This window comes from Peteryoungia ipomoeae (genome assembly GCF_004912165.1).
GTDB lineage: Bacteria > Pseudomonadota > Alphaproteobacteria > Rhizobiales > Rhizobiaceae > Allorhizobium > Allorhizobium ipomoeae.
Genome location: NZ_STGV01000007.1, coordinates 237,372 through 256,943, shown reverse-complemented (window position 1 = coordinate 256,943; position 19,572 = coordinate 237,372). Strand labels below are relative to the sequence as shown.

21 protein-coding genes are annotated in these 19,572 nt (G+C 62.1%); 9 read left to right on the top strand and 12 right to left on the bottom strand.

Annotation, left to right across the window (positions count from 1 at the left end; genetic code table 11):
* Positions 1 to 647 precede the first annotated feature (647 nt).
* Together FAA97_RS19175 and tal are read right to left on the bottom strand one after the other, a co-directional pair.
* Positions 648 to 1,040, bottom strand: a complete 393-nt coding sequence (locus FAA97_RS19175) for a GFA family protein (protein WP_136600173.1) — start codon at positions 1,038 to 1,040, stop codon at positions 648 to 650.
* Between the two features lie 106 nt (positions 1,041 to 1,146).
* Positions 1,147 to 2,103, bottom strand: coding sequence for a transaldolase (gene tal / locus FAA97_RS19170; RefSeq protein ID WP_136600172.1), 957 nt, complete (start codon positions 2,101 to 2,103; stop codon positions 1,147 to 1,149).
* Between the two features lie 178 nt (positions 2,104 to 2,281).
* Between tal and FAA97_RS19165 the strand changes: the two genes are divergently transcribed.
* A complete protein-coding gene (locus FAA97_RS19165; protein ID WP_136600171.1) occupies positions 2,282 to 3,262 on the top strand; it encodes a sugar-binding transcriptional regulator in 981 nt (326 codons plus the stop codon).
* A gap of 5 nt (positions 3,263 to 3,267) precedes the next feature.
* Here FAA97_RS19165 and FAA97_RS19160 read toward each other — a convergent pair whose 3' ends face one another.
* The 4 genes from FAA97_RS19160 to FAA97_RS19145 form a co-directional block, all read right to left on the bottom strand.
* Complete coding sequence (locus tag FAA97_RS19160; protein WP_136600170.1) at positions 3,268 to 3,636, bottom strand: type II toxin-antitoxin system RelE/ParE family toxin; 369 nt, start codon at positions 3,634 to 3,636, stop codon at positions 3,268 to 3,270.
* Positions 3,629 to 3,928 carry a ribbon-helix-helix domain-containing protein gene (locus FAA97_RS19155; protein ID WP_136600169.1) on the bottom strand — a complete coding sequence of 100 codons (300 nt, stop codon included), beginning with the start codon at positions 3,926 to 3,928 and terminating at the stop codon, positions 3,629 to 3,631. Before FAA97_RS19155 ends, FAA97_RS19160 begins: the two co-directional genes overlap by 8 nt.
* 45 nt (positions 3,929 to 3,973) lie before the next feature.
* Positions 3,974 to 4,858, bottom strand: a complete 885-nt coding sequence (locus FAA97_RS19150) for a methylated-DNA--[protein]-cysteine S-methyltransferase (protein WP_136600168.1) — start codon at positions 4,856 to 4,858, stop codon at positions 3,974 to 3,976.
* 81 nt (positions 4,859 to 4,939) lie between these two features.
* Complete coding sequence (locus FAA97_RS19145; protein WP_136600167.1) at positions 4,940 to 5,434, bottom strand: DUF2244 domain-containing protein; 495 nt, start codon at positions 5,432 to 5,434, stop codon at positions 4,940 to 4,942.
* A 25-nt stretch (positions 5,435 to 5,459) separates the two neighbouring features.
* Between FAA97_RS19145 and nth the strand changes: the two genes are divergently transcribed.
* The gene (nth, locus tag FAA97_RS19140; protein WP_136600166.1) at positions 5,460 to 6,242 is read left to right on the top strand and encodes an endonuclease III; all 783 of its coding nucleotides are present in this window, start codon (positions 5,460 to 5,462) and stop codon (positions 6,240 to 6,242) included.
* Here the strand turns inward: nth and FAA97_RS19135 are convergent.
* Positions 6,229 to 6,804: a TetR/AcrR family transcriptional regulator gene (locus tag FAA97_RS19135; protein ID WP_136600165.1), complete on the bottom strand. Its 576-nt coding sequence runs from the start codon at positions 6,802 to 6,804 to the stop codon at positions 6,229 to 6,231. The genes nth and FAA97_RS19135 overlap by 14 nt on opposite strands.
* Positions 6,805 to 6,889: 85 nt before the next feature.
* Between FAA97_RS19135 and FAA97_RS19130 the strand changes: the two genes are divergently transcribed.
* Positions 6,890 to 7,318 carry a VOC family protein gene (locus FAA97_RS19130; RefSeq protein ID WP_136600164.1) on the top strand — a complete coding sequence of 143 codons (429 nt, stop codon included), beginning with the start codon at positions 6,890 to 6,892 and terminating at the stop codon, positions 7,316 to 7,318.
* Here FAA97_RS19130 and FAA97_RS19125 read toward each other — a convergent pair.
* The 3 genes from FAA97_RS19125 to FAA97_RS19115 all read right to left on the bottom strand — a co-directional run bounded on the left by FAA97_RS19125 (position 7,298) and on the right by FAA97_RS19115 (position 9,699).
* Entirely contained in the window at positions 7,298 to 8,023 is a 726-nt protein-coding gene (locus FAA97_RS19125; RefSeq protein WP_136600163.1) for a sulfate transporter family protein, read from the bottom strand. The genes FAA97_RS19130 and FAA97_RS19125 overlap by 21 nt on opposite strands.
* 62 nt (positions 8,024 to 8,085) lie before the next feature.
* Positions 8,086 to 8,874 carry a carbon-nitrogen hydrolase family protein gene (locus FAA97_RS19120; protein WP_136600162.1) on the bottom strand — a complete coding sequence of 263 codons (789 nt, stop codon included), beginning with the start codon at positions 8,872 to 8,874 and terminating at the stop codon, positions 8,086 to 8,088.
* Positions 8,875 to 9,012: 138 nt separating this feature from the next.
* Positions 9,013 to 9,699, bottom strand: coding sequence for a phosphatase PAP2 family protein (locus tag FAA97_RS19115; protein WP_425467435.1), 687 nt, complete (start codon positions 9,697 to 9,699; stop codon positions 9,013 to 9,015).
* 200 nt (positions 9,700 to 9,899) lie between these two features.
* Here FAA97_RS19115 and FAA97_RS19110 point away from each other — a divergent pair, with 200 nt between their 5' ends.
* The 3 genes from FAA97_RS19110 (at position 9,900) to FAA97_RS19100 (ending at position 13,623) form a co-directional block, all read left to right on the top strand.
* Entirely contained in the window at positions 9,900 to 10,898 is a 999-nt protein-coding gene (locus FAA97_RS19110) for a P1 family peptidase (RefSeq protein ID WP_136600161.1), read from the top strand.
* A gap of 170 nt (positions 10,899 to 11,068) precedes the next feature.
* The gene (locus FAA97_RS19105; protein ID WP_136600160.1) at positions 11,069 to 12,451 is read left to right on the top strand and encodes a bifunctional enoyl-CoA hydratase/phosphate acetyltransferase; all 1,383 of its coding nucleotides are present in this window, start codon (positions 11,069 to 11,071) and stop codon (positions 12,449 to 12,451) included.
* Positions 12,448 to 13,623 carry an acetate/propionate family kinase gene (locus tag FAA97_RS19100; protein WP_136600159.1) on the top strand — a complete coding sequence of 392 codons (1,176 nt, stop codon included), beginning with the start codon at positions 12,448 to 12,450 and terminating at the stop codon, positions 13,621 to 13,623. The genes FAA97_RS19105 and FAA97_RS19100 overlap by 4 nt, the downstream gene beginning before the upstream one ends.
* A 71-nt stretch (positions 13,624 to 13,694) precedes the next feature.
* On the opposite strand, the gene FAA97_RS19095 is transcribed toward FAA97_RS19100, so the two are convergent.
* Both FAA97_RS19095 and FAA97_RS19090 read right to left on the bottom strand, forming a co-directional pair.
* Entirely contained in the window at positions 13,695 to 14,747 is a 1,053-nt protein-coding gene (locus FAA97_RS19095) for a dipeptidase (RefSeq protein ID WP_136600158.1), read from the bottom strand.
* 110 nt (positions 14,748 to 14,857) lie between these two features.
* Positions 14,858 to 16,285 (bottom strand): amidase, encoded by a 1,428-nt coding sequence (locus FAA97_RS19090; RefSeq protein WP_136600157.1) that lies wholly within the window; start codon positions 16,283 to 16,285, stop codon positions 14,858 to 14,860.
* A 439-nt stretch (positions 16,286 to 16,724) separates the two neighbouring features.
* Here FAA97_RS19090 and FAA97_RS19085 point away from each other — a divergent pair, with 439 nt between their 5' ends.
* Genes FAA97_RS19085 through FAA97_RS19075 form a run of 3 tightly spaced genes read left to right on the top strand, consistent with a single transcriptional unit; the run spans position 16,725 to position 19,541 of the window.
* Complete coding sequence (locus FAA97_RS19085; protein WP_246041581.1) at positions 16,725 to 17,825, top strand: ABC transporter ATP-binding protein; 1,101 nt, start codon at positions 16,725 to 16,727, stop codon at positions 17,823 to 17,825.
* Positions 17,825 to 18,748 carry an ABC transporter permease gene (locus FAA97_RS19080; protein ID WP_136600185.1) on the top strand — a complete coding sequence of 308 codons (924 nt, stop codon included), beginning with the start codon at positions 17,825 to 17,827 and terminating at the stop codon, positions 18,746 to 18,748. Before FAA97_RS19085 ends, FAA97_RS19080 begins: the two co-directional genes overlap by 1 nt.
* Complete coding sequence (locus FAA97_RS19075) at positions 18,741 to 19,541, top strand: ABC transporter permease (protein WP_136600155.1); 801 nt, start codon at positions 18,741 to 18,743, stop codon at positions 19,539 to 19,541. The genes FAA97_RS19080 and FAA97_RS19075 overlap by 8 nt, the downstream gene beginning before the upstream one ends.
* The last annotated feature ends 31 nt before the right edge of the window (positions 19,542 to 19,572 follow it).

Sequence of the window (19,572 nt, the reverse complement as noted above, 5' to 3'; positions counted from 1 at the left end):
GGCACACCCGGAGGGAGAGATCCCGACCGGTGGCGAAGCCTGGGTTTTTTGACAATTTGTTTAGGCGTGGCTCCCCGAAAGGTCGTTGCTGGGGATGCCTCGGCAGATCCTCGGGACATCTCTCGGGTTAGACCCGAGGACGAGGATGACGTTCCGCTGAAGGCGGTCCAATCAGATCCTCTGGTGTCAACGATGGGAAGCGGTAGCGGAGAATACCCTCCACCCCACACCCGCCGTCATCCTCGGGCTTGTCCCGAGGATCTGCCAGCGCCAGCAGCGGGGGTGACGGTGATAGCGAGTGGTTCGTTCGGCCAATCCCCCGGCCCAACCAACGACCGGAGGACGAGACGAGCGCGACACCCTTCCTCTCCCGCTCTGGCGGAGGAAGGAAAATCGAAGGTTAAGCCCTGATCGCCCTCAAGCCCTCGATTTTGCAACCTCTCCCACAGTGGGGAGAGGTGCCACCGCCGCCACCGCCAATACCCCCCGTTATCCTCGTCCTCGGGCCTAACCGGAGGGATGCCCCGAGGATCCAGACACAAGCCTTGCCAGCATCAAGGCGAAGGCTCTCCCTTGCGGAGCGGATCGGTGCGGCGGGCACGAGAGGATCCAGTCAACGCAATGTCGACCATCGCAGGCAGCACCCCTCAATCCTCGGCCTGCCCCTCGCCTGGCCTGTCCCGCACATATCGCTCGGCAACCGGAAATTCCGGCAACCATTCTTCCCGCCGCACCGTCCACAGTTCGTAGCTGGGCTGAAACACGTTGATGTCGTCGAAAGAGCCAAGATGCAGTTCCAGCTCGTCGTCACTGCGGTTAAAAACGCGTGCGCCACAGGTTGGGCAAAAGGCACGCCCGTCGAAAACCTGTGCCTCCCCCGTGATTTGCACGCGGGCTTCCGGATAGATCGCGGCGGCATAAAACAAGGCGCCGTGATACTTGCGGCAATCGAGACAATGGCAGATGCCGACACGATCCGGGGCGCCTTCGGCCTCGAACCGTATCTTGCCGCACACACAACCGCCCGTGATGATGGTCATCCTGGATCTCCCTTCGGATTGCTTGAGCTTTCGCACAAACGAGAAATGGCCGCAGCATGCGCCACGGCCATGACAGAACTCGCAAAGAGCCGGTTTGGTTTCCCGATCAGGCAGCCAGCGCCTTGGCGATCTGGCCGCGCAGTGTGCCCAGATCCTTGGCGAAGCCGCGAATGCCTTCGGCGAGCTTTTCGGTCGCCATGGCGTCCTCGTTCATCGCCCAGCGGAAGGCCTTCTCATCGAGCGAGACATGCGGCTCGGCCTTGACCGTGTCGGGCGACAGCGCGCGCTTGAGCGTGCCCTCGGCGCCATTCAGCTCGTCGAGCAGCTGCGGGCTGATCGTCAGGCGGTCGCAACCGGCCAGCGCTTCGATTTCGCCGGCATTGCGGAAGGACGCGCCCATCACGATCGTGCCGATGCCGTTGGCCTTGTAATAATTGTAGATCGAGCGGACCGAGACGACGCCCGGATCGGTCTCGGACGTATAGTCCTCGCCGGTCGACTTCTTGTACCAGTCGAGGATACGGCCGACGAAGGGCGAGATCAGGAAGACCTTGGCTTCGGCGCAGGCAATTGCCTGGGCCTTGGAGAAGAGCAGCGTCAGGTTGCAGTCAATGCCTTCCTTCTGCAGCACTTCGGCGGCGCGAATACCTTCCCAGGTCGAAGCAAGCTTGATCAGGATGCGGTCCTTCTCGATGCCGCGCTCCTTGTAGCCGGCAATGATCTGATGCGCCTTCTCGATCGAGGCCTTGGTGTCGAAGGAAAGATCGGCATCGACTTCGGTCGAAACGCGGCCCGGAACGAGCGCGGCCAGTGCTGCACCGACGGAGATCGCCATGCGGTCGGCAATGGCGCCGATCACGGCCTCATCCTGGCCACCCTTCGCCTTGCCCCAGGTGATGGCTTCCTGGAAGGCATCCTTGAAGGCATCCGTGCCGAGTGCCTTGAGCACGATCGAGGGATTGGTGGTGCAATCGACCGGCTTCAGGCGGGCAACGGCCTCGATATCGCCAGTATCGGCGACCACGGTCGTCATGGAACGAAGCTGTTCGAGTTTCGAGGTCATCGCATTATCCTTCGGCTCAGCGAAAAAAGGGAGTGACAGACGGCGGAAAAGCCGGCGGCCTTTGCCCGGACTATCGCCATCCGATCACGGCAAAGTCAAGACATATGTCCTTTGAATTTGACATAAGTATCATCCGAACGGATAGTGGAGGTCGAAAGTTCCCACCACGAGAGACATCTTGGCGAAGCTCAGACGCGAAAACCACACTTCCTTGTCGGACGCCTCCGCGCTGCGCATCCGCGCCGCATGGCTCTATTACAATGAAGGCCTGACACAAAAGGATGTGGCCGACAGACTGGGCATCAGCCGGCAGACCGTCATTCGCATGCTGGACGAGGCGCGCAAGCGGGCCGAGGTGCAGATCTGGATCAGCGACGGCATGGCCGACAGCATCGACCTCGCGCTCCGGCTGGAAAAGACCTACGGGCTGGATGAAGCAATCGTCGTACCCTCAGCCGACAAGGCGGAGGCCGCAGCGATCGCCAAGGCCGTCGGCCTGGCGCTCGGCCAGTTCCTCAGCGAAACCATCAGCGACGACATGACGATCGGGGTCGGCTGGGGCCGCACGATGACGGCCTCGCTCTCATCCTTTCGTCCGCCACGGCGGGAAAACTGCAAGGTCGTCTCGCTACTCGGCGGCATCGTCGCCGTCCACCAGACCAACCCGATCGACTACACCTGGCGGCTGGCAAGCCAGCTTGGTGCCGAATGTTACATGTTTCTCGCGCCGCTGATGGTCGACAGCATCGCCACCAAACGGGCGCTGATCGAGGATTGCGGCCTGAAGACCCTTTACGATCTGGCCGAAAACCTCGACCTCGCCGTCGTCTCTTGCGGCGACATCGGTCCGCACTCCACCTCGCTGTCGGAAGGCTTCATCAGCCATGAGACACTCGAAGAACTGGTCGAGGCGGGCTGCGTCTGCGACACCATGTTCAACTTCCTCGACGAAAACGGCAGGTCGGTTGACCACCCGATCAACGAACGCGCCATGGCAATCGATCTTGACACGCTGAAGAAGGCCGGACACATCATCATCGCCTCTGGCGGTGCACACCGCGCAAAGGCCATCCGCGCCACCATCCGCCGCATCGGCGGCAACACGCTGATCACGGATGAGGCGGCAGCGCGGGAATTGCTGAGGCTGGCGGCGCAATAAACCTCCTATTCGTCGCCAAATCTTTCCGGCAGATGCCGTTCCACCTCCATCACATCATGCAGAATGCGGCCAACGCCGATCAATTCAGGCAGAAGCTGTCGGTAGAGAATGAAATGCCGCGGTCGGCGAACAATCCCGGTCGGATGGCGGGCGCGCTCCCAGCTGTGGCGAAGATGATAGCTATGGATGCCAGGCCCAAATTCAGGCCGTGCCACCAGACCGCTTCGACGATGCGAGACGGCGACATCTGAGAGAGCTGTGACAATCAGGAGCTCGTAGCGAAGCAGCGCATCACTGCCGTACTCAGCATAGGTTCTTGTCAGAATATCCAGGAGGTCGGCATCCGCCTCGGCCGACAGCCTGACCTTAATCATCATCCTCTGCCCGCTTGCCAGCGCGTCTCACGGCCTCCCGACCGATATGGGCTATATGGTTTGAAAGTTCCGGCAGCGGGATGTCAGTAAACCGGCCTTGCTCAAGATCGGCGAACCCCAGAGCAGCGGCCTCCCGCAAGCCATCCACTTTGGCGGCCTCGCGTGCTGCCCTTTCTTCGACAAGACGAAGGCCTTCACGAAGCACATCATTCGCATCATCAAACCGACCGGATTCCACCAGATCATCGATCCGGCGGCTGATATCGTCAGGCAATTGTACCGTGTTGCGCATGGCCCATTCTCGCAGATGAGCGCGATTTCGCAAGATGCAGCAGGGTCACCCCTTCCCCGCCTCCCATCCCAGCATGGCGCGCTTGCGCGTCAGGCCCCAGTGATAGCCGGTCAGTGCGCCGCTCTTGCCGAGGGCCCGGTGGCAAGGCACCACAAACGAGATCGGGTTGCGGCCGACCGCGGCGCCAACGGCGCGGCTTGCCGTCGGCTGGCCGATCTTGCAGGCGATGTCGGAATAGGTGACGGCGCGACCGAGCGGGATTTCGAGCAGGCTTTCCCAAACGCGGATCTGAAAATCCGAGCCGATCAGCACGACGCGCAAGGGCTCATCGGCCGACCAGCGTTCCGGGTGGAAAACCCGCGCCGCATAGGGCGCCGTCGCATCGATATCCTCGACATAGACAGCATTCGGCCAGCGCTTCGCCATATCGTCGAAGCAGGCCACTTCGTCGCCGGGATCGGAAAAGGCAAGCCCCGCCAGCCCGCGATCGGTGATCATGACGAGCGCCAGCCCGAAAGGGGACGGATGGTAGCCGTAGCGGATGGTGAGCCCTGCCCCGCGCGCCTTCCACTCGCCGGGACTCATCGCTTCGTGGGAGACGAAGAGATCATGCAATCGACCCGGCCCGGAAAGGCCCAGTTCGAATGAGGTTTCCAGGAGCGGCAGTTCCTCCCTGCCCAGGAGCCGCTTGGCATGGTCGAGCGTCACGGCCTGTAGGAACGCCTTCGGGCTGAGGCCAGCCCAGCGGGTGAAGGTCTTCTGCAACTGCGTCGGCGATTGCGAAAGACGCTCGGCGATATCCTCCAGCGAGGGCTGGCTCTGATAGTCGAGCGTCAGCATCTCGATCACCTGCCGCACGGTCTCGTAATCCGATCCGTCTGGCGTGATGTCCGTGGTGCGCGAAAGGTCGATCTGCTGGGCGAGCGTCATGGCAAAATCCTCAATCTCGCAGAGACATCACCACGGCCAGCCGTCCGATGCCACCCGTTTCTTGCAGATGCTCCGCCACGCTTAGATCCGCTGTTTGGCGGTGGCGAGCGCGCCCGTGAAGGCCTTGGAAAAACTCTCACGATCATCAGGATTGAGAAAGGCGCCGACATCCGTGCGGCGTCCCTCGCCGGCAACGGTCATCGATGTAATGCCGAGCTCCTCGTGTCGATCGACGAAAAAGCGCGCCCAGAAGGTTCTGAACCGGTGCTCCGTCATCCGGCCTGCCGGGCTGAACTTCCGGATTGAAAGCTCGCTGCGCGACACGGTCACCTCCTCCCGCGCCCGCGCGGCCCGGTAGTTGAGCCAGAAGGCACCATAGAGCAGGAGGAAGTCGATGCCGAAGAAAAGCCCGATCGGCCAGGCACCGGTCGCCATGAAGAAGATGGCGTGGACGAGACACACGCTCCCTGTGATGGCGAAGAGAATGCGATAGCCCTTGCGGCCGAGCGACCGGTGGGGGGTGAGTTCCGCTGCGAAAATCGGCCGATCTGCCGCCTGCTCGAGATTGCCTTCCATCACCACGCCCGACTATAGGTTTTCCATGACTGAAGCGAAGCCGAAATCCAGCACCCAAACTTTGAAAAAGTCAAATCCGGCGGCCCGCCGCAAGCCGGCGACACGCCGTCGCACGGCCTATTCGCGGGCCGAACTGGAGGAGATCTTCCGCCGCTTGTCGATCCAGAGGCCTGAGCCCAAGGGCGAACTGGAACACGTCAACCCGTTCACGCTGGTCGTTGCCGTGGCCCTCTCCGCCCAGGCGACCGACGCGGGCGTAAATAAAGCGACACGCGCCCTCTTCAAGGTCGCCGATACGCCGGAAAAGATGCTGGCGCTGGGTGAAGACAGGGTTCGCGACTACATCAAGACGATCGGGCTTTATCGCAACAAGGCGAAGAATGTCATTGCGCTCAGCCAGAAGCTGGTCGACGATTTTGGCAGCGAAGTGCCCCGCACCCGCGAGGAACTGGTGACACTGCCGGGTGTTGGCCGCAAGACGGCGAATGTCGTGTTATCCATGGCCTTCGGCATCCCGACCATGGCCGTCGACACGCATATCCTTCGGATCGGCAATCGCATCAAGCTCGCGCCCGGCAAGACGCCCGACGAGATCGAGGAGATCCTCATGCGGATCATCCCGGATCAGTATCTCTTCCACGCCCATCACTGGCTGATCCTGCATGGACGCTATTGCTGCAAGGCGCGCAAGCCGGAATGCGAGCGTTGCGTGATCGCCGATATCTGCAAATCACCGGAAAAGACCTGCGACGTGCCCGCCCCGCTGGTCGAACTGCCGCCGCAGACATTCGCCACTAGCGAGGAATGAGCCCGTCGATCAACCGGGTGATCAAGGCTTCATAGACGGCGCGATCCCCGCCCCTCTCGATCTCGAGGACGGCGCGGTCAAAGGCGGCGGAGATGAGGTTGCTCATCGCGTGCAGATCCGCATCCGAGGCACTGTCTCCGAGGCTATCGGAAAGCCCCTTCAACAGCCGGTCCTCCGCATTTTCTCGTTCGATCTCGGCTGTGCCTTGCACGCCAAGTACCGCCGGAGCCTCCAGAAGCATCAGGCGCGCTCGGCCGGGTATGGCCATGGCATCAAAATATGCAGTGACCCCTGCCAGGAGAGCGTGGCGCGGCGTATCGGCCGGTGCCGCCAGCCGGTCGATTGCCTCGGCGACGGCTGAGGCTTCGTGCTCCACGACCGCACGCAACAACGCCTTCTTATCCGCGAAGTGATGGTAAAGAGCACCGCGTGTTACACCGGCCGCAGACACGATGTCAGGCGTGGCAGTCTCGGCATATCCCTTTTCAACGAAGCATTCTCGGGCCGCCGCAATCAGTGCGAGGCGCGTCGCCTCGGTGCCTTCTTTGGTATTGCGTGCCATGCTACCTCTTTACATACATACTGCATGTATGTTAATTACTCATTTAGATGCAGATTGTATGTTAAAAATGGGAGGAGAGGAAGAGATGAGGACGACAAGCTATTACCCGGTCATCATGACTGGTGATGTCTCTGGTACCGCAAATTTCTACCAGCGCCATTTTCGCTTTGAACCGCTCTTTTCGTCGGATTGGTATGTGCACCTTCAGTCAACGGAAGACGAAAAGGTCATTCTCGCCATTCTGGACGGCGATCACGAAACCATTCCAACAGGACACCGGGGACGTAGCACCGGTCTCCTGTTGAATTTCGAGGTGGACGATGTCGATGCGATTTATGCGCGGCTAAAAGAGGCGGATCTGCCGATGCTTCTCGACATTCGCAACGAAGCCTTTGGCCAGCGGCATTTCATCACCGCCGACCCAAATGGGGTTTTGATCGACATCATCACGCCCATTCCGCCAAGTCCGGAATTTGCCGCGCAATACCAAGCGTCAGCCCTGCCGCATGGGTGACACGGCACCATCGCGCGCGCTCAACGCCTTGTGCAGATGCACCATCAGGCCGGCGGCAAAGAGCGGCGTGAGGAGGTTCAGAAAGGGCACGGCCAGGAAGCCGGCAATCACCAGACCGCCAAGAAAAACGGTGCTGGAATGGCGTGACCGATAGAGCTTTGCCTCCTCGACGCTGCGAAAGCGCATGGCGGCGAATTCGAAGAATTCCCGCCCCAGCAGATAGCCGTTGACCAGGAAGAAGGCGATGAAATTGATGCCGGGGATGAAGAGCAGCATCAGCGCGATGACGTTGCCGACGACGACAACGCCGAAAAACTTGATGGAGGCGATGATGGCTTCGCTTGTGGGCAGGGCCTTGCCGGGAGGATCGTTCGGATAGTCGCGCTTCTCGACCACTTCGGCAACGTCATCGAGGAACAGGCCGGCAATGATGGCGGTCACCGGCGACAGCAACATGGCAAGACCAAGGGCAAGCCCGATGCTCGCCAGGATCCCGAAGACGAAGGTGAGCCAGCCTGCCCACTCCGGCAGATCGGGGATGAAACCGTCGATCATCGGCATGGCAAAGGCGATGAAGCTTTCGCGCAGCCCGAACCAGAGGCCGATCAGGACCAGAATCGTCAGGCCCAGCGACTTCCAGAAGACATTCCGGGTTTCCGGGGCAAACAGGTTGCGCAGGGATGCGGCGGCGGCGGCAAGGATCATTCGGCTCTCCATGGTCTGCAGGGAGATGTAGGCAGCCTTCCTGCCCGGCGCAATGCGCAGCATCACCCGAGGCGGTAAAGCCCGGGCCGGCGATCTCGCAGATAAGGGTTCTGCGCCTTCGCCTCGGCATACCCCTCTGGGTCGATATCGACCACCAGCAGTGTTTCTCGGGCACCGGCGCGCGCCAGCACGTCACCGTCAGGCGCGTAGATGCCCGACCAGCCGCCATAGGTCATCTGGCCTTCCTGCCCGCAAAGATCGGCATAGGCGATGAACAGACCATTCTCCAGCGCCCGCGTCGGCACAAGCGTCTCGGCAATCCGGCGGCTGACGGGGCCTTGCGGCAGTGCCGTCGGGACGAGCACGAGTTCGGCCCCGGCAAGGGCCAGCGAGCGCACCGTTTCGGGAAACTCGACATCGTAGCAGATTACCATGCCGGTGCGGATGCCATTGACCTCGAAGACCGAGGGCGGCGCCTGACCGACGGCGAAGGCAGCCCGCTCCGCCTCTCCGTAGAGATGGATTTTGCGGGTGAATTCGGCGCTGCCGTCCGGGCGGACCAGGACGGCCGTATTGTAGACGCGGCTGCCATCGCGTTCGGGAAAACCGGTACAGATGGCCATGCCGCAGTCAGCGGCCATTTCGCGCAGGGCATCGATGATCGAGCCTTCCCGATCCTGCGCAAGCTTCTGGAAGCCGGGGCCTTGCGCATAGCCACTTGTTGCAAGCTCAGGCGTGACCAGAAGCTCCGCCCCGAGTTCTGCCGCAGCAAGCGCCGCCTGGGCTATCTTGCCGAGATTGCCGGGTATATCGCCGACCAGGGGTTGCATCTGGTAAAGGGCAATCAGCATGGCACATCAACCGTTTTTCAAGGGATTGCCACAGGTTAGAACTCCAACTCTGCCACAGCAAGCAGCAAGTCGACATGCTGCCGCAAATTATGGTGGCACTGCGGAGCGCCCCCCGTTACTCAGCACGCCCTGATCAGATTAGCGCCCCAGAAACCAGCGAGAGACGAACCAGCTGGCGCATGCCCAGACTGTTCCAGCCGCCCAGCCGCCAAGGACATCCGTGGGGTAGTGAACGCCGAGATAGATGCGGCTGAGGCCGATGATCAGCGTCAGGAAGACCGCAACGAGCGGGAAGAAGTAACGCCGCACCCGCCCCTCATCCAGCCGGGACAGGAGAGCCCCCAGCGTCAGATAGGTGATGGCCGACAGCATCGCATGACCGCTCGGGAAGGAAAGGTCGGTTACCTCGACCAGATGCTGCACGACCTCGGGCCGGGGACGCGCGATGCCAAGTTTTAGCGCACTGCTCAACGCCCAACCGCCGAGGATCGAGCCCGTGACGAAGGCTGCAGTGCGGAACGACCGGCGAAGCAGAAGGTAAGTGACAACCATCAGTGTGATGAGGGAAAGGACGGTGACCCCGCCAAGCGCCGTGATATCGGTCATCACCTTGGTGAGCCAGGCGGGACCGACCGGCATGCCGACATCGGACGTGTCGCGCAGCATCAGGAGAATGCTTTCATCGAAGGCGCGCGTCTCGCCTTCCAGCACCTCGCCCGTCAGCTCGAACAGGCCATAGGCAACAATGGCCGCCACCAGAGCAAACAGCCAGACCCGGAACTCGGTCTCGGAGGCATAACGCACGATCCGATCCCGGATCGGCAGGATGGGGCGGAGGAAACGATAGCTGTCCTGGTCGGTCAAGGGCGGCCTCAAGCGTTGGAGATCTGGTGTTTTGACTGAGATGGGCTGTCACGTGTGTGCCGTCAATCCACAATCACCGAACGTTGTTCCATGTGGCGGATGAAGGCTTGATCTGCCCAGCGGAGAGACGCACCTTAGGGGCAGATGCATGGAGTGCCCGAATGCCCAATGCCCGCCTCAATCTCCTCACCGATATCGACGGCGTGTCCGTTGGCCATGCGACAGACCTTGCCCTCGGCTCCGGTGTCACCGTCATCCTGTTTGATGAACCGGCGACCGCATCCGGCACAGTGCTGGGCGGGGCGCCGGGTGGGCGCGATGTGAGCCTGCTTGATCCCTCCATGACCGTGCAAGAGGTCGATGCCTTCGTGCTCTCAGGCGGCTCGGCGTTCGGGCTGGATGCGGCAGGCGGCGTGCAATCGGGGCTACGCGCCGCCGGACGCGGCTTTGCCGTGGGATCAGTGCGGGTTCCGATCGTGCCGCAGGCGATCCTGATGGATCTCCTGAATGGCGGAAACAAGGATTGGGGGCTGCATGCACCCTATCGTGACCTTGGCTACGAGGCTTATCGCAAGGCCGAAAAGGGCGCGTTTGCGCTTGGCACGGTGGGGGCCGGAACAGGCGCGACGACTGCCACCTTCAAGGGCGGTCTCGGCTCTGCAAGCGCGGTCTCCTCCAGCGGCCATAAGATTGCCGCCCTTGTTGCGGTCAATGCCATGGGATCAGTGACCATTGGCGACGGGCCGCATTTCTGGGCCGCCCCGTTTGAGGAGCAGAGCGAGTTTGGCGGGCTCGGCCAGCCGCCGCATGTGACCGCGACTGATCGGTCCATGCGCATCAAGGGGCTGCGGCTGACGGCCACAACGATCGGCGCGGTGGTCACAGACTGCATCCTGTCGAAGGCCGAACTGCACCGTCTGTCGATTGCAGCGCATGACGGCCTTGCCCGTGCCCTTCTGCCGGGCCATCTGCCGCTTGACGGCGACACGATCTTCTCCGCCTCGACGGGCAAGCGTGAACGGACTGGTGCCGCCGATCTCCTGGAACTCTGCCATCTGGCAACACTCGTCACAGCGCGTGCAATCGCCCGCGGCGTCTATGAAGCTGCGGCCCTGCCATACCCGGATGCGCAGCCAGCCTGGCGGGACCGGTTCGCCTAGGCCTGCCGGTCGATGCCGGGCAAAATGGTTTCATTCAACACCAAGCCATGCGTTTCTTGACCCAAGTCAAGGACAGCCGCCCCCTGCCCGCCGAGATTGCCCGCCAAGGCCGGTCACGCTGATCAGCAGACCGGCTGCTAACTCGACTGATCGTGGGAGGACGATCCGACATGGAAGACGAAAGCGACATGGAAAGACCCGTTCTCACCAACAGCACCTTTGACGAACTGAAGCTTGGCGATGCTGCCAGCATGACCCGGGTCATCGGTCCCGATGACATCGAGCTGTTTGCCGCCATTTCCGGCGATCACAATCCGGTGCCGCTCGGCCAGTCGCTGATCCCCGCCGGCATGATCTCGGCGGTGCTCGACACACGCCTGCCCGGCCCCGGAACCGTCTATCTCGGACAGGACCTCGAATTCCAGAAGGAGGTCGCGACCGGCGACCGCATAACGGCGACAGTCACTCTTCTGAAGAAGGAGAGCGACGGCCAGACGCTGGTGTTCGACACGAGGTGCATCAACCAGCGTGGCGAACCGGTTCTCGCCGGCAAGGCACGCGTGCGTGCGCCCAGGGAACGCATCAGCTGGAGCGAGAACGCACCGCCTGAATTTTCCCTGCAGCGGCATGACCGCTTCGATGCGATCGTGGCGGAAGCAAAATCTCTGCCGATGGTCAAAACGGCACTCGTCCACCCCTGCTCGCCGGAGGCCATAGAAGGGGCGGTGGAAATCCGCGACGAAGGTCTGCTGGAGCCGATCCTGATCGGCCCGGAAGCGAAGATCCGTGCGGCCGCTTCGGCGGCCGGTATTTCGATCGACGGCCTGGAGATCATGCCGACGGAACACAGCCATGCAGCTGCAGCGCTCGCAGTGGAACTCGCGGTTGCTGGCAAGGTCGGCTCGGTGATGAAGGGCAGCCTGCATTCGGACGAACTGCTCGCCGCTGTCGTCGGCAGCGGATCGGGATTGAAGACGGATCGGCGGGTCAGCCATGTCTATCTCATGGACGTGCCGGCTTACTCCAAGCTGCTCGCCGTGACGGATGCCGCCATCAACATTGCCCCGACGCTGGAACAGAAGCGCGACATTTGCCAGAACGCCGTGGATCTCATGCATCTCCTCGGCGTGGCCGAACCAAAGGTCGCGGTGCTGGCCGCTGTCGAGACGGTCAATGACAAGATGCCGGCAACGCTGGAAGCAGCCGCCCTCACCGTGATGGCCGCGCGCGGCCAGATCCGCGGCGCAAAAGTGGACGGGCCGCTGGCCTTCGACAATGCGATTTCGATGGAGGCCGCGCGCACCAAGGGCATCCAGTCGCCGGTGGCGGGCGATGCCGATATCCTGCTCGTGCCCGATCTCGAAGCCGGCAATATGCTGGCCAAGCAGCTTCTCTACTTTGCCAATGCTGACGCCGCAGGTCTGGTGCTTGGCGCGCGTGTTCCCGTGATCCTCACAAGCCGTTCGGACAGCTTGAGAGTGCGCATCGCGTCGGCGGCTCTTGCCAAACTGGTTGCCGCCAAGCGGGCCGCAACGCTGGGCCGGACGGCATGAGCGACAAACTGCTTCTGACCTTCAATGCCGGCTCGTCCACGATCAAAATCGGCGTCTTTGTGAAGAGGAATGGCGGTGTCGAGCGCATTGGCAAGGGCGTCATCGATTTTCGTGCCGAACCGCTCACCTTCAACCTGGTCGAAGGACCGGCGATCTTCGATGTGCCGCTCAAGGCACGAAGCGGCGATCTGATACGAGACGCGCTGGAAGACGTGTTTGGCTGGCTTGGGGAACACTACGATTTCACGGCCGTCACCGCCGTCGGTCACCGGGTGGTGCATGGCGGAGACCTGTTCTCAGGCGCTATCCGCCTCGATGAGCCGGCCATCGCCGCAATCGAAACCCTGGTGCCGCTGGCGCCGCTGCACCAGCCGCAGAACCTGCATCTTATCCGGACAATCGCGGCACTGAAGCCGGGTCTGGTCCAGACAGCATCCTTCGATACTGCCTTCCATCGAACCCAATCGGATCTGGTGCGACGGTTCGCCATCCCGCGCGAGTGGTTCGACAAGGGCGTGAAACGCTACGGCTTCCACGGCCTCTCCTATACGCACATCGCCTGCCGGCTGAAGTGCCTGGAACCCGACACCGCCGGTGGACTTGCGGTGGTTGCTCATCTTGGCAGCGGCGCAAGCCTGTGTGCCATCGACCACGGCGTGAGCCGCGACACCTCCATGGGATTTTCGACCATCGACGGCGTGCCGATGGCGACACGATCCGGCGCGATCGATCCCGGTGTCATCGTCCATCTCATGGCAGCGCATGGCCTTGACGCAAAGGCTGTCGAGGACCTGCTCTATCGTCAGTCGGGGCTGCTTGGCCTTTCCGGCATCAGTGCCGATAGCCGCACGCTTCTGGAGACGCCGGCAAGCACGGCGCACGAGGCGATCGAGGTCTTCACCTACCGCATTGCCGGCGAAGTGGCGCGTCTCAGTGCCTCGCTCGGTGGCCTCGACACGCTTGTGTTCACCGCCGGCATTGGCGAGAACCAGCCACAGATCCGCCGCATGGTCGTCGACCGGCTCGGCTATTTTGGCCTTATCCTCGACAGCGAGGCCAATGACCGCAATGAGGCGGTGGTCTCCACGAGCGAAAGCCGCGTGAAAATCCGGGTCATCGCCACGGATGAAGAGCAGGTGATTGCCAATGACTGCCTGCGGCTGAGCAGCTAGGGCATATCCGGCCACGACCGCAAACCTGACCCGCCCGGCATCAACCGAGGCGGGTTAGCGGGGATCGCCGCCTATTCGTGCCAGGCGGAGCCGAGAACCCGCAGCCAGTTTTCCCGGCAGATCTTGTCGAGATCCGCCTGACCATAGCCCCGATCCCTCAGCGCCTCGATCAGCCGCTGATTTCCAGAGGCGTCGCCGATAATCTCCGGAATGGTTGCACCATCGAAATCCGAGCCCAGGGCGACGCAATCGATGCCGATGCGCTCGACCAGGTAATCGATATGACGCAGCATATCCGAAAGCGGCGTGTCGGCATTGTCGGCACCATCGGCGCGCAACATGGTCACCGCGTAATTCAGCCCGACGAGACCCTGGCTTTCCTTGATCGCATCAAGCTGCTTGTCGGTGAGATTGCGGGCGACAGGCGTCAATGCGTGCGCATTGGTATGGCTGGCGATCAGCGGCTGGTCGCTGAGCCGCGCAACGTCCCAGAAGCCTTTCTCGGTGATGTGGGCAAGATCGATCAGGATGCCCAGTTCATTGCAGGCCTTGACCAGGGCATCCCCGGCAGCCGTCAGTCCCGGACCGGTATCCGGCGAACTCGGATAGGCGAAAGGCACACCATGGCCGAAGATGTTGTGCCGGCTCCAGACAGGGCCGAGCGAGCGCAGGCCTGCGGCGTAAAACACCTCGAGCGCATCAAGATCGGCGCCGATCGCCTCGCAGCCCTCCATGTGCAGGACGGCGGCAAAGACATTGTCGGCCATGGCAGAGCGGATATCGGCGGTACTGCGGCAGAGCTTCCAGCCGCCGGCCCGCTCCACTTGCTGGGCAAGAGCTGCCATGCCAAGGGCAATGTCCAGCGACGACTGCCGCTCCAGCGGCGGATCGAGCGGCGTTTCATAGTGACCGTTGGCATCGGGATGCTTGAGGTTGAAGTCATGCGGCGAGGGAATGTAGATCGCACAGAGCCCGCCGCTGAGGCCGCCCCGACGGGCACGCGGGAGATCGATATGGCCAGCCGAGGTGCCCTCGATGAAATCGCGAAAGGGATTGCCGCCCTCCTGCCGTTCGCGCCAGAGGCGAAGCAGAACGTCATTGTGACCGTCGAAGACCATATCCATGAAACTGACCTGAAAGTGTGAAACTGGGGCGCGACAAAGTCCACGGGAATCGTGGGCGCCCGCAGAAGGTTAGGACCAGAATCCGGGCGAACTCAAGGATATTCGGAGCTTCACCCAGTCAGCGGCGGCATCTGCTTGAGGAAATCCGTCGCGCCCTCATAGGCGGCTGCCAGCGACAGCACTGCCTGATCGGCACGCGGCGGACCGATCAGCTGGAAGCCGTTCGGCAGACCCTGATCGGAAAAGCCGGCCGGCAAGGCGGCCACCGGAAGCCCAGCCATGCTCGGCCCGATCACCACTTCCATCCAACGGTGATAGGTATCCATGGCGCGCCCGGCAATCGAGCGCGGCCAGGGAACATCGACCTCGAAGGGGAAGACCTGGGCGGAGGGCGCGATGAGGAAATCATGCGATGCGAACAGCTTCTGCATGGCCTGCAGCCAGGCGGTGCGGATGGCAGAGGCCTCGTAGACCTCGGCGGCGGAAATTCGCAGGCCTGCCCTCACCTCATGGAGGATCTCGGCCTTGAGATGGCCGCGCCGGCCCGGATCTTCGTAGAAGTCCTGCATGCTGCCGGCGGTAAAGAAGCTGCGCAATGTGGTCCAGGCCCACCAGAGACGCTCCATGTCGAAATCGGGCTTGACCGCTTCGACGGTGTAACCGAGGCCGGAAACGACCTTCAAAGCCCGCTCCGTCAAGGCAAGCACACCCGGCTCGAACGGCAGGCAGCCGTTGAAATCGCCGAGCCAGCCGATCCGCCGGCCTTGACCGCTGACGGGCGTATCGAGCGTGAAGCGCGGACTGTCGAGCGACAGCGGATCGCGCGCATCAAAACCGGACTGCACGTTGAGAAGGAGGACAATGTCCTCGACGCTGCGGGCCATAGGCCCGATGGTGGACAGCTGGTTGAGATAGGCATCGCGGCCCGGGAGCGTCGGCACGCGGCCGAAGCTCGGGCGAAAGCCGATGACATTGTTGAACGCGGCCGGATTGCGCAGGGAACCCATCATGTCCGAGCCATCGGCAAGTGGCAGAAGACGGGCGGCAAGGGCCGCGGCAGCCCCGCCGCTCGACCCACCGGCCGTGCGGCTCACGTCATAGGGATTGCGGGTCGGTCCGAAGACGGGATTGTAGGTCTGCGAACCAAATCCCCATTCCGGCGTATTGGTCTTGCCGATGATGATCGCCCCGGCGCGGCGGATGCGCTCGACCTGGATGTCGTCATAGTCCGGGATGTAATCGTGAAACAGCGTCGAGCCATAGGTGCAGCGGATACCGGCGGCCTCGCTCAAATCCTTGATCGCAATCGGCAGGCCGTGCAGCGGACCGAGGAGACGCCCCTGTGCCCGGGCCTGGTCTGCGCGCCGCGCCTCTTCAAGCAGATTGTCCGGCGAGCGCAGGCTGACAAGCGCATTGATCTGCGGATTGAGGCGGGCGATGCGGTCCAGATAGGCGGCCATCACCGCCTCCGCCTTGAGATCGCCGCAGGATAAGCCAGCAACGAGCGCGGTCGCGGAAAGAAGTGTCGGATCGGTCAATGCTGGCTCCAGGGATCTGAAACAGGGGCGTGCGCGTTGCGCATCAACTTAACGTGGGACGATGGACTAGGGGTGTCAACCGCCCGGCCACGCGCCCCCTGCAGCCCAGCCATGCGCCTGCAGAAATCGTCGGCATCTGCAAAAATAAAAATGGTCAAACGACCAAATCCGATGCAACATGCCTCAAACGGGATGCACCGCTGCCTGCTAGGCGCATCCCCAAAAGCACGGGAACAGCCAGGCAACGGAGCATTCAGTTGCATATCCGGCCTTTCCGGCATGTGACGGCTCAAGCCAACCGGGAGACGCCTTGCAATGCTTCAAAGCTGGCATGCGATTTGCGTTGATGGTGACGAGAGGTCACTGCATCCGCCCGTTTTCCTGATCTCACGTCATCAGCGGTCATAACATGCAAGGGCAAAGCGCCAGGGGGAATTGCTTGAGTTCCACATCTGAGAAGGCAGCCATCGAAATCCAGGGCGTCAGCCGCTACTACGGTCACGACCCCTACAAGGTAACAGCGCTCGAAAACATTCATCTCGCCATCCGCGAGAACGAGTTCTTCACGCTCCTCGGCCCGTCCGGCTGTGGCAAGACCACGCTTCTGAGGCTGATCGCCGGCTTCGATTTCCCAAGCGCCGGGGCCATTCTTCTCTACGGCGAAAACATTGCCCCCCTTCCGCCGTTCAAGCGCCCCGTCAACACCGTTTTCCAGAGCTATGCTCTCTTCCCCCACATGACCGTTGCCGAAAACATCGGCTTCGGGCTGAAGATGCTCGGCAAGCCGAAAGAAGAAATGCAGGCCCGCGTCGAGGAAATGCTCAGCCTCGTGCACATGGTGCCGATGCGCGACCGGCAGGTCAGCCAGATCTCCGGTGGCCAGCAGCAGCGCGTAGCGCTTGCCCGCGCGCTGGCGCCGAAGCCGAAGGTCCTGCTGCTCGACGAGCCGCTTTCGGCGCTCGACTACAAGCTGCGCAAGGAAATGCAGATCGAGCTGAAGCGGGTCCAGGCGGAAACCGGCATCACCTTCGTCTTCGTTACCCATGACCAGGAAGAGGCGCTGACCATGTCGGACCGCATTGCGGTCATGTCGAGCGGCTCCGTCCGCCAGGTGGGGACGCCGCGCGAGATCTACGACCGCCCCGCCGATCGCTTCGTCGCCGACTTTATCGGCGAAAGCAACTTCCTCTCGGCAAGCGTGCTTCAGCGCCACGGCGCGACGGCGGAGGTCCGGCTGTCGAACGGCGCGGTGATCGAAGCGGCGCTGCCCGCCATGCAGGCGGATCGCGACGCGATCACCATTGTCATCCGTCCGGAACACGCAGCGCTCACCCCCGCCGGTGGCGGCACGTTCGACGGCATTCTGACGGACGCGATCTATTTCGGCACGGACACCCACTATCACCTGACGCTCGATGACGGCACGGCCTTCATCGTGCGCGAACAGAACAGCCGCGCTGATAGACTGCTGCACGACAAGGGCGCGCGCGTCGGCGTGCAGCTCGGCCAGGCTGCCGCGCAAATATTGGGGGCTGAATGATGCAGACCGCGCAGGAAGCCGCAAGCGCAGCCGAGAACCGCGACATCCGCAATCGCTGGCTGCTCAGCACCCCTGCCCTGCTCATCGTCTTCTTCGCCGCCGTCGGCCCGCTCTTCGTCATGCTGCTCTATTCCTTCTTCGAGAAGGGCGCCTATGGCGACGTGAAGTTCGGGACCTTTTCGATGGAAGGCTGGATCTCGGTCTTTTTCCAACGCGATATCTTCGACGACACGCTGGGCCTGGCCGACGCGCATCTGTCGATCATCTGGCGGTCGCTGAAGCTCTCCTTCTTCACCACGGTTCTGACCCTGGTTCTCGGCTTTCCGACGGCCTATTTCATTGCCACCCGACCGCGCAGCACGCGCGAGATCTGGGTCTTCCTGGTGACCATCCCGTTCTGGACCAATCTGCTGATCCGCACCTTCGCCATGCAGCAGGTGATCCGCAACGAGGGTATCCTGAACAATCTGCTGATCTGGCTCGGTCTGATCGATAGCCCGCTGCAGATCATGTATACCGATACCGCCAATCTGCTCGGCATGACCTATGTCTACCTGCCGCTGATGGTGCTGCCGCTCTATGCCTCGATCGAGAAGCTGGATTTCCGCCTGATCGAGGCGGCCTACGACCTTTACGCCACCCGCTTCCAGGTGCTGTGGCGGATCATCCTGCCACTGGTCAAACCCGGCCTGATCGCCGGTTCCATTCTCGTCTTCATCCCCTCGCTCGGCGCCTATGTCATTCCGCGCGTGCTGGGCGGCGGCAAGACGATGATGCTCGGCAATCTGATCGAGCTGCAATTCGGCGCAGGCCGCAACTGGCCGCTCGGCGCGGCCATGTCGATCACACTAATGGCGCTCGTCATGCTGGCGCTGCTCGTCTATGTCCGCAACGCCTCGAAAACGGGGGCCGGCCATGCGTAGGCATTTCAACGTCGAGAGCCAGCCGGGTTTCGGCTTCATCGCGCTGATCACCTTCTTTGCGCTTTATCTGCCGATCGCGACGCTCGTCGCCTATTCCTTCAATGGCGCGGATTCGTTCTCTGTCTGGGAGGGTTTTTCGTGGCGCTGGTTCATTTCCGCCTCGCAGAACAGCGCCGTTCAGGATGCAGCGATCCGCTCGATGATCATCGCGCTCTGGGCCGCCTCACTTGCGACGATTGCAGCGACCATGGCGGCGATCGCCATGACACGCACGAAGCCGTATCGCGGCCTTACCTTCAAATACGCGCTGATCAACCAGCCGCTGATGGTGCCGGAGATCGTGACGGCGGTGGCGCTTCTGATCGTCTTTTCCCGCATCAAGGTCTGGACGGGGTATTCGGGTCTCGGCTTTCTCATCGCCGCCCACACCGCCTTCTGCCTGCCTTTCGCCTATCTGCCCATTCGGGCGCGCCTCGAAAGCATGGATCTGACGCTCGAACGGGCCGCAGCCGATCTCTACGCCACCCCGTGGCAGACCTTCCGGCATGTCACGCTACCGCTGCTGCGCCCGGCCATCATCGCCGGTTTCATGCTGGCGCTGGTGATCTCGCTCGACGACGTGGTCATCACCGAATTCGTCAAGTCCGGCGGCCAGGACACGCTGCCCACCTACATGCTCGGCCAGATCCGCCGCGAAACGACGCCCGAGATCAACGCCATCGCCACCATCTTCCTTGGTCTCTCGACGATCCTCGTCGTGATCTTCTTCTTCATCAGCAGACGCAAGCCATAACGACTGTCAAAAAACAGAGAGGAACGGACAC